Here is a 13,220-nt window from a genome sequence, read left to right as displayed (position 1 = left end):
ATTTATTTCACCAAGCGATGATTTATTAAACAAAAAACATAAAATAACTACATTTTGTTGAAATTAAGACCTATAAACCATCAAATTCAGTTGCGAATTCGGCAACCTTTTCCCAGTTAGTATACTCAATCTCTGTTTTTGGGTCGGTTGGGCCATCTGTCATTTTCATGATTAGGCGGATCATCATTCTATCAAACCATTTATAACGCGGATAAAACAGCGCTCCGGCAAAAACAGACTTCAATGTTGGCTTCCAAGGACACGCTTCTAAAAACTTTCGCGTATATGCGTTAGTTTCAACCGTATTCTTACCTTCTTTCCTTGCCGTTAAATTTACAGCAAAAAAACCGGTCTTCATTGAATTCAATTGATTTTGATGGGAGATCACAAAGCGTTGTAGTTTTTTATTGAAATGCCCGTAACGAATAGATGCCCCTACTAATACTTTATCGTAGCCTGATAAATTAAGCTGTTGGTCAGTATTTAAATCACGAATATCACATTCACGACCTAAGCCTCTCAGCTGTTCCGCCATTTTTAAAATAATTTTTTTTGTTTGCCCATCCGTACTGGAGTGTAAAAGTAAATAGCTCATTATTGTTCCTAGATTATTATCATTTCTATATAGATAGTCTTATATATAGATTGCACTCAATTATTCACGCCAGAAAGTTGGAGTCAGTAGCACTAATAAAGTAAACACTTCCAAACGCCCAAATAACATAGTCACCACTAGAATCCATTTACCGGCTGGATTCATTGACGTAAAGTTATCTGCAACAGTCCCAAGACCTGGCCCCAAGTTATTGAGTGTGGTCGCTATTGCTGAGAATGCAGAAAACTCATCAACACCTGTTGCGATCAGCAATAATAAGCTGACGACAAAAACAAGTGCATAGGCAGAGAAGAACCCCCAGACCGCTTCGATGATCCTTTCAGGCAATGCACGCTGCCCCAGTTTGATTGTGTAGACCGCATTTGGGTGAACTAAGCGCTTTAATTCACGCGAGCCTTGCAAGAAAAGCAATAAGATACGAATAACTTTTAATCCGCCCCCTGTTGAACCTGCACATCCACCAACAAATGCAGCACATAATAGAAGCATGGGTAAGAAAAGAGGCCAACCAGAAAAACTGTCTGTCGTAAATCCTGCCGTTGTCGCCATTGACACAACTTGGAAGAATGCCTGATCAAGCGTTTGCCCGAAGCTGCCATAAACCGAATGGTACATAAGTATTAAAGTACAAATCACCACTAAGACAAATTGGAAGCTGATGAACATTCTAAATTCGGGATCGCGCCAATAAATCCCTAAACTACGTCCAGTTAGTACTGCAAAGTGTAAACCGAAGTTACAACCAGAGATAATCAGGAAAATACCTATGATAGTGTTAATCGCAGGACTATTGAAATAACCAATACTGGCATCATGAGTTGAAAACCCGCCAATAGCGATAGTCGAAAAGCTGTGGGAAATAGCATCAAAAACATCCATTCCTGCTATCCATAAAGCAACTGCACAAGCAATTGTGAGCAGTACATAGATTAGCCATAATGTTTTTGCCGTTTCTGCAATGCGAGGCCGCATTTTATTGTCTTTCAAAGGACCCGGCATTTCTGCGCGGTATAACTGCATTCCCCCAACGCCCAAAAGCGGTAAGATTGCAACAGCGAGCACAATTATCCCCATCCCCCCAAGCCATTGAAGCATCTGCCGATAAAACAAAATAGCTTTGGGCAAGGAATCAAGCCCTGTCAGCGTTGTCGCACCAGTGGTAGTCAAGCCTGAAAACGATTCAAAAAAAGCATCTGTAACCGAAAGGTTAGGCCTTTCAGAAAAAATAAAAGGTAATGCCCCAACGCTTCCCAGCACTGTCCAAAATAAAACAACAATAAGGAAACCTTCTTTTGCTTTAAGTTCGTGCCGGCTATTGCGGGTTGGTAGCCACAGAAAAAGGCCAATTAGCAAAGCAGTAACAAAAGTCTGGCTAAAAGCTCGACCTGCACCATCACGATAAATTAGCGCAACAATACCAGGAATAACCATGGTAAAAGAAAAGATAATGACAAGCAGCCCGACTATGCGGGTTATTGCACGAAAATGCATTCGGCAGGTTCCTTGATAAAACTGTTTACTATTCCGATTCTGGCGTGAGCGCTAAGGCCCCACGACTTATATCGCGTAATTTATCATTGACCTCCTGCTCAAGAGTAGCAGGAATTGCAATTTGTAAAGAGACAGTTTCATTATAATCACTGTGCAAAACCGTGCCATTCACCTGAGCAAGGAGTTGTTCAATCGCATTAATCAACGAATAGTCACACACTAAATTAAAGATTTTTTGTGGTACTTTTGTCTTTGTCGGTAATATTCTTAATGCTTGCTGGACACCATTTCCATAGGCTTTAACGAGCCCACCCGTTCCCAGTTTTATCCCACCAAAATAACGCACAACAACACAGGTAACCTCCCCTAGGTTGCTACCTAATAGTTGCGCCATAATGGGTTTTCCTGCTGTTCCAGTTGGTTCTCCGTCATCAGAGAACCCCAACTTTTGTGAATCATCAGGCCGACCAGCGACAAATGCCCAGCAATGGTGCCGGGCATCTGGGTATTGAGCTTTAATTGATTGAATATAATCTTTTGCCGCGTCAATACCATCTGTATGAGCTAAATACGTAATAAATTGGCTTTTTTTGATCTCTTCTGTAAAAGAAATAGTTTCAGCCGGTATTAAATAAGGTTTCATTAACGTAAATGTAAGTCTCGAGTCATATTTTCAATACGATTTGCGTGGATCACGATATTGTCTTCAATACGGATCCCACCGTAAGGTTTGAAAAACTCAATTTTATCCCAATTAAAATACTGGCTAAACTCCCCATTTCGCCATTCAGATAATAGAGATTCAATGAAGTAGAGCCCAGGTTCAATAGTTAACACCATTTTAGGTTCTAAAACACGAGTACATCGTAAGAATGGATACATTTTAGGAGCCGCAAGATGTGTACCGCTGTCATCTTGCATAAAGCCAGCAGCATCATGAACTTGTAACCCAAGCGGGTGCCCTAAACCATGAGGCAAAAATGGCGTTGTCAAGCCACTTTCCACCATTGACTCTTCGCTAATACCTTTAATAATATCATGTTTAATCAGTATTTTAGCAATCCTATGATGCATATCTACATGATAGTCTGTATAGCGTACACCCGCCTTGATTGTATCAATTAAAGCGAGCTGTTCTGTATTGACATCCGCAACTAATTCAGCAAATTCATCCTTCCCTTTTGCCGCATAAGTTCTCGTAATATCAGCAGCATAACCGTTATATTCAGCTCCTGCATCAATAAGGAAGCTACGCAATTCATTCGGCACAGTTTGCTGTAGCTTAGTGTAATGCAATACCGCTGCGTTTTCGTTCAGCGCAACAATGTTACCATAAGGGACATTGGTATCTCGATGCCCAGTTGATTGTAAATAACTAATATTAATATCAAACTCACTCATACCTGCACGGAATGCTTCGAGAGCGGCAAGGTGCCCATTTACTGCCATTTTTTGCGCTTCACGCATGCAGTAAAGTTCATAATCGGTTTTATAAGAACGATGATAATGATAGTAATCTAAAACAGGTTTGGGATTGATATTATGTAGCGAAATCCCTAACGACTCAGCTTTTGCTGTTGCCGAACCAATATAAGCCACATTTTCTTTCGGTAGACTTGTTAGGAAGGTTTTAATGTCATCCGCATTTTTTAAATGAATTAATTCAATATCTTTAGTCCAAAAACTGTTCGGAAGTGGCTCAACACTATGCCAATAGTCAACAGGGGAATAAAACCATAGTTTAGGTTTATTTACGCCATCAACTAATAGCCATGAATGTGGAACATCGGTGACAGGTACCCACGCTTTAAAATGAGGGTTAACTTTAAACGGATAGTCGCTATCATCAAGAAAGATGCGTAGGGGTTCACCTGAATGAATCAATATGGCATCTAATTTGCTGCGCTGTAAAACTTGCTGAGTTCTGTTTTGTAACGTTTTAATATGTTCAGCGTAAAGTGCAGTCAGTTTTTCCATTTCCTTCAACCTTTCAGCATTAATTAGAAAAATTAAGCTTACCACGTTCTGTTATTAACGGATATGCGCTCTGTTGCAAACCCGCACTAATTAATTGATATATAATTAATTTATCATTTAAAACATTAATTATTTCACTTAATTGCTGTGACCAACCTTCCATTTTTGTTATTAAAAGTTTGCAATTAATTAACATTCTAGTCACACTCAACTCATCTGGTCGTACCAGATAACACTACCACGTAGAGGAGAGCAGAATGCTTTATCAAAGTGACACTATCTATATTCAATGGTTGAAACAAGGGATTGCAGAACTGGTTTTTAACTCACCAGGGCCAATTAACAAATTGGATACCCACACCGTTGCTTCACTTGATGAAGCCGTGTCTGTTCTTGAGCAACAAACCGAGCTGCAAGGTGTAATTTTCCGCTCTGATAAATCCGCTTTTATTGTTGGTGCTGATATCAAAGAGTTTCTTTCACTCTTTGAAGCATCAAAAGAAACGCTAAGTGATTGGTTGCACTACGCTAACAGTATTTTTAATCGCATTGAAGACCTGCCTGTTCCAACGATTTGTGCCATTAATGGCTATGCATTAGGTGGTGGCTGTGAATGTGTTTTATCCACTGATTTTCGCATCGCTTCACCTGATGCTCGAATTGGGCTTCCTGAAACAAAACTTGGGATCATGCCTGGATTTGGTGGGTCTGTTCGTCTACCTCGATTAATTGGTTTAGATAGCGCATTAGAAATTATTACTGCAGGTAAAGATGTCGATGCCTCTCAAGCTTTAAAACTTGGCCTTATTGACGCGATTGTTAGTACAGAAGCTCTCGCACACTCAGCGCTGCAAGTTATTGAATCTGCAATCACCGGGGCCTTCAATTGGCAGAAGAAACGCCAACCTAAACTTAGTCCTCTACAATTGAAACCTATTGAGCAAACGATGAGTTTCAATGTCGCTAAGGGGATGGTGTACAACGTTGCTGGCAAACACTATCCAGCCCCTATGGCTGCTGTGAATACGATAGAAAAAGCAGCAAATTGCACTCGTGATGAGGCATTGAAGCATGAAACAGCTGCATTTGTTCCTCTAGCGCATAGTGATGTTGCACGTGCTTTAGTGAATATTTTTCTAAATGACCAACAAGTTAAATCAAACAGTAAAAAAGTCGCACAACATGTTGATATTCCAACACATGCTACAGTATTAGGTGCAGGGATTATGGGCGGTGGCATTGCTTATCAATCAGCCAGTAAAGGCGTGCCAGTCTTAATGAAGGATATTAATGTTAAGTCATTAGACTTAGGGATTGAAGAAGCGCAAAAGCTATTAAATAATCAGTTTGAGCGTGGAAAAATTACAGCTGCGAAAATGGCAGCAACCTTATCATCAATTCATCCCTCATTATCTTACAACGGGGTGGAAAATAGCCAAATCGTCGTAGAAGCCGTTGTTGAGAACCCGAAAGTCAAAGCTGCTGTATTATCTGAAGTTGAATCCTTAGTAACAACAGAAACCATACTGGCTTCAAATACTTCAACGATTCCAATTTCAACCCTCGCAAAATCACTAAAACGCCCAGAAAATTTCTGCGGCATGCACTTTTTTAACCCAGTGCATCGGATGCCATTAGTCGAAATTATCCGAGGAGAACAAACTTCTGATAACACGGTTGCTAAGGTTGTTGCCTACGCCAATAAAATGGGTAAAACCCCTATTGTTGTCAATGATTGCCCTGGCTTCTTTGTTAACCGAGTACTTTTTCCTTATTTTGCAGGCTTTAATTTGCTGCTACAAGATGGAGCTGACTTTAGAGAAATAGATAAAGTCATGGAAAAAGAGTTTGGCTGGCCAATGGGGCCAGCTTATCTCCTTGATGTCGTTGGTATTGATACCGCTTTTCATGCGGAACAAGTTATGGCCCAAGGTTTTCCTGAAAGGATGGGGAAAAAAGGAAAAAATGCCATCGATGTAATGTATGAACAACAACGATTTGGCCAAAAGAATGGCCAAGGGTTTTATCAATATGAAAAAGATAAAAAAGGGAAACCGAAAAAAATTGATGACCCTCGGACTGATGAATTACTTGCTACTATTTGCCCAACAAAGCGCACTTTCACCAAAGAAGAAATTATTGCTCGAATGATGGCTCCCATGATTAACGAAGTTGTTCGTTGCTTAGAGGAAGGTATCATTCAAAGCCCTTCAGATGCAGATATTGCTTTAGTTTATGGTTTAGGTTTTCCACCATTTAGAGGGGGAGTGTTCTGCTATTTAGATACCTTAGGTAGCCAGTCTTACTTGAAAACGACGGAATCTTTGCAGCACTTAAGCCCGCTATATCACGCGCCTAGTGGCTTAAAAGAAAAAGCGGCTACCAATGCAAGATATTACCCACAGCCACCTGTCGTGGCGATTGATGTCAAAAAAGTTGCGAGAGGTTAATTTTATGGAAAATGTCGTCATTATTGATGGAATACGTACACCAATGGGCCGTTCAAAAGGTGGGGTATTTCGCCATGTTAGAGCTGAAGACCTTTCTGCACACCTCATGAATGCAATTTTTGAACGTAATCCAAACGCAAGTAAAAAAGAATTGGATGACATTATCTGGGGTTGTGTTCAGCAAACACTGGAACAAGGGTTTAATGTTGCTAAAAATGCAGCATTGCTCACGGATATTCCTCATACAGTTCCAGCAGTTACAGTAAATCGCCTTTGTGGTTCATCAATGCAAGCAATACATGATGCGAGTCGGTTAATTATGACGGGTGATGCAAAATCTGTACTCATTGGTGGGGTGGAGCATATGGGCCACGTACCAATGACTCATGGTATAGATTTCAACCCTAAGCTGACTTTACACGTTGCTAAAGCCGCAGGCGCTATGGGTCTAACCGCTGAAATGCTTGCCAAAATGTATAAGATTAGCCGAGAAGAGCAAGATGCGTTTGCGTTACGGTCTCACCAACTTGCTGCCTTAGCGACGGAAAAAGGGAAGTTCAATAACGAAATCGTCCCAATTAGTGGCCATGATGCCACAGGTAACCTCATTTCAGTCAATTATGATGAAGTGATTCGTTTTGATGCAAATCTCCAAGGTTTAGCCGCTCTTCGCCCCGCTTTTGACCCTGCTAGTGGAACGGTAACCGCAGGTAATTCATCTGCTCTGTCTGATGGTGCTTCTGCGATGTTACTGACTAGCGAAAGTTATGCCACGCAGCAAGGAATTAAGCCACGAGCCAAAATACGCGCAATGGCCGTTGTTGGCTGTGACCCATCAATCATGGGATTTGGGCCTGTGCCAGCAAGTGAACTCGCATTGAAACGCGCAGGACTAACTTTAAATGATATTGATATTATTGAATTAAACGAAGCTTTTGCGGCGCAATCTATTGCCTGTCTAAAAGGCTTGAAGCTATCAGAAAACCAATTAGATGATAAAGTAAATCTCAGCGGAGGGGCTATTGCACTTGGCCATCCTTTGGGTTGTTCAGGAGCAAGAATTTCAACAGCTTTGCTTAATCATTTAGAACAAAACGATAAACAATTTGGTTTAGCCACCATGTGCATCGGGTTCGGCCAAGGTATAGCCACAATTATTGAACGAGTTTAACAATTTAGTTTTAGTTTTAGTTTTAGTTTTAGTTTTAGTTTTAGTTTTAGTTTTAGTTTTAGTTTTAGTTTTCGCAAACATTGTATTTTGTCGATGTTCCCGCCTAGTCAGGGGCGGGTTTTTTTTGCCTTTTTTTGCCCAAATAACCACAACAAACTTAACCCTCATAGTTCGGGTTATCGGTAGGCGGCAAGCAAATGAGACCCTAGGAGCATACAAAAGTATGTAACTAGAGCGAATGAGTGAAGCCCCCCCCCTACAATTTGAAATATGACGGGTTAAATGAATTCGTAAGCATCACCGAATAACTGCTCCGATTTAGCTCCGCGCTCATTACAAAACCGTTCTCTCGCTATTTTCGCCATTTCAAAACGACCTGCAATATAGATATCATGACTGGACAAATCGCCAAAATCTTCTAATACTGCGCTCAGGACTGTTCCTGTTCTACCTCGCCATAGTTCGTCTGGTTGCTCAACAACAGGGGTGATCTTTAAATTAGGATAGTTTTCACTGAGGGCCTGCAATTCACCAAGATCGTATAAGTGCTCCAATTGACGACCGCCCCAATAGAAAGTTATGTCACGATTTGGGTTTTCAGCTAACGCCGCAAGCAATACTGAGTGGGTATAGGAAAAACCTGTTCCACCTGCAATTAAAATCATTGCGTTACTGCTATTTTCCCGAAACCAAGCTTTACCGTGAGGAATGTCAATATTTATACGTTTCTGATCCAGAATTCGATCCATTACAGCCATTGCGTATAAATTAATCTCAGAAGCACCAATATGTAATTCGATAGTTTCTTTATTATTTGGAGTAGAAGCCATTGAAAATGGTCGTTTGTCACGCTCATCCATCACGACCATTAAATATTGGCCTGCTTTAAAATGAAAAGGACCATCTGGCAACAAAATCACCCGATAAACCGTATCCGTGATAGATTCAACAGATGTTACTTTACAGCTTAAAGTTGCCATGGTTTCCCTCTTATTTTTTATCAAAAATATTTAATTGTTCCCAAATATCATCAATGCGAGATTTAACACTCTCTGTCATTACGATAGGACGCCCCCACTCACGATCTGTCTCACCAGGCCATTTATTGGTAGCATCAAGTCCCATTTTTGAACCTAACCCTGAGACAGGAGAAGCGAAGTCGAGATAATCTATTGGTGTGTTTTCCATCATCACTGTGTCACGGGCAGGGTCCATCCGAGTGGTAATTGCCCAGATAACATCTTTCCAGTCCCGTGCATTAATATCATCATCACAAACAATAACAAATTTAGTGTACATGAATTGGCGCAGGTATGACCAGACCCCCATCATGACCCTTTTGGCATGTCCTGCATATTGTTTTTTCATTGTCACAACGGCAAGACGATACGAGCACCCTTCTGGAGGAAGATAAAAATCAACAATTTCAGGGAATTGCTTTTGAAGAATAGGGACAAGGACCTCGTTTAACGCCTCCCCTAATACTGCAGGCTCATCGGGTGGCCTTCCTGTATAGGTTGAGTGATAAATTGCATCGCGACGCTGAGTCACATGAGTTACGGTAAATACAGGGAAATTATCGATTTCATTATAATATCCTGTATGGTCACCATAAGGGCCTTCAGGGGCCATTTCGCCCGGCTCAATATACCCTTCTAGAATAATTTCAGCGCCAGCGGGAACTTCAAGGTCATTCGATATGCATTTAACAACCTCGGTTTTATTGCCACGCAATAACCCCGCAAAAGCATATTCAGATAATGTGTCAGGGACTGGTGTTACCGCACCTAAAATGGTTGCGGGATCTGCGCCAAGAGCGACTGCAACAGGAAATTTTTCGCCTGGATGAGCTTGGCACCACTCTTGAAAATCCAAAGCGCCACCGCGATGAGATAGCCAACGCATAATGACTTTATTTTTTCCAAGAACTTGCTGGCGATAAATACCTAAATTTTGCCTTTCTTTATGTGGGCCCTTAGTGACTGTCAACCCCCACGTAATTAAAGGTGCAGCATCTTCTGGCCAACAATGCATAACTGGGATTTTTGTCAGATCAACGTCTTCACCGGCCCAAATTTGTTCCTGACAAGGCGCAGAACTTAGCCGTTTTGCAGGCATGTTCAGCACTTGCTTGAATTTTGGTAGTTTATCGAAAAGGTCACGAAAGCCTTTCGGAGGATCGGGCTCTTTCAGAAAAGCGAGTAATTTGCCTACATCATGTAAAGCTTTTATGTCCTCTTGCCCCATTCCCATCGCAACGCGTTTAGTTGTGCCAAACAGGTTACACAAGACAGGCATGTTGTAGCCTTTGGGATTTTCAAATAATAGGGCCGGTCCCCCTGCTCTTAGTGTGCGATCTGCAATTTCGGTCATTTCCAAATAGGGATCGACTTCCATTGTAATACGTTTTAACTCGCCTTGTTTTTCAAGTTGCGAGATGAAATCTCTAAGGTCACGGTATTTCATTATCTTCTTTTACTGTTACAGAGGGAGTCTCATTATAAGACGTCCGGCCAAGGTTACAAGTTACAGCCTATCTCCTTAATCCTTCAAGTTACAGCGCTTTTCGTTGAAGTATAAGTGACTACTCTCAGCTAGCCGAGTCACATAGTTTATCTATGTGCCCCGCCAATCTTCCTTTATCACCTACCTGTAGCTCGAATTATTTGGAGTATAAAACACTTTAAAATCAATCTTTTTCTGGCTTAGTATACCATTTTACTGGCAATCAAAAGGGACTAATTTTTCTAATAGTAATGTATTAAATTGTTCTGAGAATGTTTTATTATGCTGAAATAGTTTAAAACCTTCATCTTTTCCGCTGAAATAATGAAGTTCATTACCTTTAATTTGTAACCCACTTCCCTCCCTGAGCGCAACAACAACTTCGTGCGGGTTAATCACACAAAACTCTTGTAATCGCTCATCACGAGTTTCTCCCATATGACCAGAGATGTGAGCATCAATATAGTGAGGATTAATTTGTAATGGAAATAGCCCCAGAGATGGCATAATTACGGCGTTACTAACAGGCATATCATTCGTAGTACGAATACTTGGCGTCGCTACATTACATCCCGCACTCCAGCCGATATATGGTACACCACGCTCACGAACCGCACGTTGAATAGCAACGATCAACCCATTCTCATGTAGGCATTTATTCAGCCACCAAGTATTACCACCACTGACAAGAATACATTCAGCCTGCTCAATCGCTTCTACAGGGCTAGAAAAGTGCTCAATTGTCGTAACTTTTATTCCCAACGCTTCCGAAAGTTGTTCAGCTCTCTCATCATGTGAACCTCGAAGAACCGCATAAGGAACCAAAACTGCTGACTTTATGTTCTTACGAGCAATCATTTCTTTGATTCGAGGTAAGGCGTAGCTAAGCCATACAGGGTTGCCTGGTAGCTTACCATTACTCAACAAAAAGATATCCATTATGTCTCCTACTGATTTAGTTTTTGCACTACAGTTATCATAAGAATATATTGGATTAATATAGACCTAAGAGTATCAATAATATGGTGCCATTATTCATTAGTCACATTGTTATGTCGTAATTTGTTATCATAAACATAGTTTTGTCAGATGGAATTCAAAAAAATGGAAAAATGGTATTTGCTTTACTGCAAACGAGGGCAAATTGAGCGTGCTATGGAGCATTTAAACCGACAGAATGTTATTTGTATGACGCCCATGACTGAAATGGAAAAAGTGGTTAGAGGGAAAAGAACGACTGTGCAAGAAGCGCTGTTCCCAAATTACTTATTTGTGAAATTTGATCACAACGAAATTCATACAACAACAGTACAATCAACAAGAGGGGTCAGCCATTTTATTCGTTTTGGCCAATTGCCAGTGGAAGTCCCCGAAAAAATTATTGAGCTTCTACAACAAACTCCCATTAGTTATACCGTTGCGCCAGATATGCCAAAGCATGGTGATCAGGTTACAATTACGGAAGGTATTTTTGCGGGTGTACAAGCTATTTTTGATGAGCCTAATGGTGAATATCGTTCTATTCTTTTACTGAATATTTTAAATAAAAGCGTACCAAAAGTAGTTGATAACACACAGTTTAAAAAAAATACAGATTGAATGTTTCAAGCAATAATGTTTCAAGCAATAAAAAGCCCTCTTTAGAGGGCTTTTTTGTCATTGTACATTACAAATAACAGCTATTTGATGCAAATCAGGACTCTTCTTTTTCTTCTTCCTCTGCCCCTTCTTGTCGATTTCTGCCTTTGCCAACATAGAAATTGGATAGCAAGACACCGAGTTCAAAAAGCAAATACATTGGAACAGCAAGTAAAGTTTGAGAGAGTACATCTGGCGGTGTTAAAAACATCCCAACAATAAATGCCCCGACTAAAATATAAGGACGTTTACGTTTCAGTGATTCCGGTGTAGTCACACCAGTCCAACACAGTAAAATAATTGCAATAGGTACTTCAAATGCTGCACCGAAAGCCATGAATAATGTCATGACAAAGCTAAGGTATTTACTGATATCAGGAATAAAGTTGACGCTATCCGGGGTCGTTTTAACAAAGAAACCAAATGCGAGCGGAAAAACAACGAAGTAGGCAAATGCCATTCCCAAATAAAACAAGAAGCTACTTGAAACAAGCAAAGGCAACATGAGTTTGCGTTCATGCTTGTATAAGGCGGGCGCAATAAAAGCCCAAATTTGATAGAGAATAACTGGGATCGATACAAAAACCGATACCATCATTGTCAATTTAATTGGGGTAAAGAATGTTGACGCCACATCCGTCGCACTCATTTGCGAACCTACTGGCAGCTTATCAATCAAAGGGGCTGCTACCAGCCGATAGATATCATTTGAAAAATAAGCAAGGGCAGCAAAAACAATTAAAACTGTAATTAAACAGTTTAGCAGCCGTTTGCGAAGTTCAATGAGGTGGCTAATAAGTGGTTGTGTATCATTTACAGCCATGTGTTATTTTTCACTTTCAGTTTGATTAGAGTTTTTTACGTTAGCTTCGAGTGATCCTACTGTTTTTACAGCTGTTGAATCTTCCGGTTTTTCATCCTCAACAACGGCAGCCATTTTCGCTGCATGTTCAGGGTTTGGATCAGACTCCTCAGGTTGCTGAGTATTATCTTTCGCTTCCTTTACAGCACTATCGTAACTGTCAGTGATCTCTTTTGCTTTGTTTAACTCTGTTTCAATATCATTGGTTGTCTCTTGGTAGCCGCTTTTAAGCGATTGTGCAGCTGTACGCAATTCTTCCATGGACTGCTTAAGTTCAGGAGAAAGTGCTTCTAAATTAGCCTTTTCTTCAACCTTTTTCAGCGTGTCCTGTAGTTCCTGCAATTTTAACTCTTGCGTTAACTCATTTTGTACATTTGCAGCCATAGAACGCATCGCACGGATCCACCCAGCGACAGTTCTCACTGCCACTGGTAATCGCTCAGGGCCTAATACAACGAGACCAATAACTGCAATAAGCAACAGTTCACTAAAACCTATGTCAAACACGGT

12 protein-coding genes are annotated in these 13,220 nt (G+C 40.7%); 3 read left to right on the top strand and 9 right to left on the bottom strand.

Annotated elements, in window-relative coordinates:
• Window positions 1–70 precede the first annotated feature (70 nt).
• From hemG to pepQ, 4 genes are read right to left on the bottom strand one after another with little or no spacing between them, the layout of a single operon-like run.
• The gene (hemG, locus tag PR800_RS07005) at window positions 71–595 is read right to left on the bottom strand and encodes a menaquinone-dependent protoporphyrinogen IX dehydrogenase (protein ID WP_102139070.1); all 525 of its coding nucleotides are present in this window, start codon (window positions 593–595) and stop codon (window positions 71–73) included.
• 60 nt (window positions 596–655) lie between these two features.
• Window positions 656–2,107: a Trk system potassium transporter TrkH gene (gene trkH, locus PR800_RS07000; protein WP_166267368.1), complete on the bottom strand. Its 1,452-nt coding sequence runs from the start codon at window positions 2,105–2,107 to the stop codon at window positions 656–658.
• A gap of 28 nt (window positions 2,108–2,135) precedes the next feature.
• A complete protein-coding gene (locus PR800_RS06995) occupies window positions 2,136–2,750 on the bottom strand; it encodes an IMPACT family protein (protein ID WP_102139071.1) in 615 nt (204 codons plus the stop codon).
• A complete protein-coding gene (gene pepQ / locus PR800_RS06990) occupies window positions 2,750–4,084 on the bottom strand; it encodes a Xaa-Pro dipeptidase (RefSeq protein ID WP_102139072.1) in 1,335 nt (444 codons plus the stop codon). The genes PR800_RS06995 and pepQ overlap by 1 nt, the downstream gene beginning before the upstream one ends.
• Before the next feature lie 257 nt (window positions 4,085–4,341).
• On the opposite strand from pepQ, the gene fadB reads away from it, so the two are divergent.
• Complete coding sequence (fadB, locus tag PR800_RS06985; RefSeq protein WP_272530462.1) at window positions 4,342–6,534, top strand: fatty acid oxidation complex subunit alpha FadB; 2,193 nt, start codon at window positions 4,342–4,344, stop codon at window positions 6,532–6,534.
• A gap of 4 nt (window positions 6,535–6,538) precedes the next feature.
• Window positions 6,539–7,705 carry an acetyl-CoA C-acyltransferase FadA gene (gene fadA / locus PR800_RS06980; RefSeq protein ID WP_272530460.1) on the top strand — a complete coding sequence of 389 codons (1,167 nt, stop codon included), beginning with the start codon at window positions 6,539–6,541 and terminating at the stop codon, window positions 7,703–7,705.
• Between the two features lie 278 nt (window positions 7,706–7,983).
• Here fadA and fre read toward each other — a convergent pair whose 3' ends face one another.
• The 3 genes from fre to pepE form a co-directional block, all read right to left on the bottom strand.
• Complete coding sequence (fre, locus tag PR800_RS06975) at window positions 7,984–8,685, bottom strand: NAD(P)H-flavin reductase (protein WP_166267361.1); 702 nt, start codon at window positions 8,683–8,685, stop codon at window positions 7,984–7,986.
• Window positions 8,686–8,695: 10 nt separating this feature from the next.
• Complete coding sequence (gene ubiD, locus PR800_RS06970) at window positions 8,696–10,171, bottom strand: 4-hydroxy-3-polyprenylbenzoate decarboxylase (RefSeq protein WP_102139076.1); 1,476 nt, start codon at window positions 10,169–10,171, stop codon at window positions 8,696–8,698.
• 252 nt (window positions 10,172–10,423) lie between these two features.
• On the bottom strand, window positions 10,424–11,149 hold the full coding sequence (pepE, locus tag PR800_RS06965) for a dipeptidase PepE (protein WP_166267357.1): 726 nt from the start codon (window positions 11,147–11,149) through the stop codon (window positions 10,424–10,426).
• Between the two features lie 165 nt (window positions 11,150–11,314).
• Here pepE and rfaH point away from each other — a divergent pair, with 165 nt between their 5' ends.
• On the top strand, window positions 11,315–11,809 hold the full coding sequence (gene rfaH / locus PR800_RS06960) for a transcription/translation regulatory transformer protein RfaH (RefSeq protein WP_102139078.1): 495 nt from the start codon (window positions 11,315–11,317) through the stop codon (window positions 11,807–11,809).
• Between the two features lie 94 nt (window positions 11,810–11,903).
• On the opposite strand, the gene tatC is transcribed toward rfaH, so the two are convergent.
• Together tatC and tatB are read right to left on the bottom strand one after the other, a co-directional pair.
• Window positions 11,904–12,671 carry a Sec-independent protein translocase subunit TatC gene (tatC, locus tag PR800_RS06955; RefSeq protein WP_004260806.1) on the bottom strand — a complete coding sequence of 256 codons (768 nt, stop codon included), beginning with the start codon at window positions 12,669–12,671 and terminating at the stop codon, window positions 11,904–11,906.
• Window positions 12,672–12,674: 3 nt separating this feature from the next.
• On the bottom strand, window positions 12,675–13,217 hold the full coding sequence (gene tatB, locus PR800_RS06950) for a Sec-independent protein translocase protein TatB (protein WP_102139079.1): 543 nt from the start codon (window positions 13,215–13,217) through the stop codon (window positions 12,675–12,677).
• Window positions 13,218–13,220 lie beyond the last annotated feature (3 nt).

The sequence above is a fragment of the Providencia sp. PROV205 genome, from assembly GCF_028479505.1.
Classification (GTDB): domain Bacteria; phylum Pseudomonadota; class Gammaproteobacteria; order Enterobacterales; family Enterobacteriaceae; genus Providencia; species Providencia huaxiensis.
The sequence above is the reverse complement of the archived record's forward strand: the minus strand, read 5'-3'. Positions and strand labels throughout refer to the sequence as shown.

What these genes read in the sequence shown, in the direction of transcription:
- fre (WP_166267361.1), bottom strand. Translation starts at nt 8,685, where the DNA reads ATGGCAACTTTAAGCTGTAAAGTAACATCTGTTGAATCTATCACGGAT.
- PR800_RS06995 (WP_102139071.1), bottom strand. Translation starts at nt 2,750, where the DNA reads ATGAAACCTTATTTAATACCGGCTGAAACTATTTCTTTTACAGAAGAG.
- rfaH (WP_102139078.1), top strand. Translation starts at nt 11,315, where the DNA reads ATGGAAAAATGGTATTTGCTTTACTGCAAACGAGGGCAAATTGAGCGT.
- ubiD (WP_102139076.1), bottom strand. Translation starts at nt 10,171, where the DNA reads ATGAAATACCGTGACCTTAGAGATTTCATCTCGCAACTTGAAAAACAA.
- tatC (WP_004260806.1), bottom strand. Translation starts at nt 12,671, where the DNA reads ATGGCTGTAAATGATACACAACCACTTATTAGCCACCTCATTGAACTT.
- fadA (WP_272530460.1), top strand. Translation starts at nt 6,539, where the DNA reads ATGGAAAATGTCGTCATTATTGATGGAATACGTACACCAATGGGCCGT.
- hemG (WP_102139070.1), bottom strand. Translation starts at nt 595, where the DNA reads ATGAGCTATTTACTTTTACACTCCAGTACGGATGGGCAAACAAAAAAA.
- trkH (WP_166267368.1), bottom strand. Translation starts at nt 2,107, where the DNA reads ATGCATTTTCGTGCAATAACCCGCATAGTCGGGCTGCTTGTCATTATC.
- pepQ (WP_102139072.1), bottom strand. Translation starts at nt 4,084, where the DNA reads ATGGAAAAACTGACTGCACTTTACGCTGAACATATTAAAACGTTACAA.
- fadB (WP_272530462.1), top strand. Translation starts at nt 4,342, where the DNA reads ATGCTTTATCAAAGTGACACTATCTATATTCAATGGTTGAAACAAGGG.
- pepE (WP_166267357.1), bottom strand. Translation starts at nt 11,149, where the DNA reads ATGGATATCTTTTTGTTGAGTAATGGTAAGCTACCAGGCAACCCTGTA.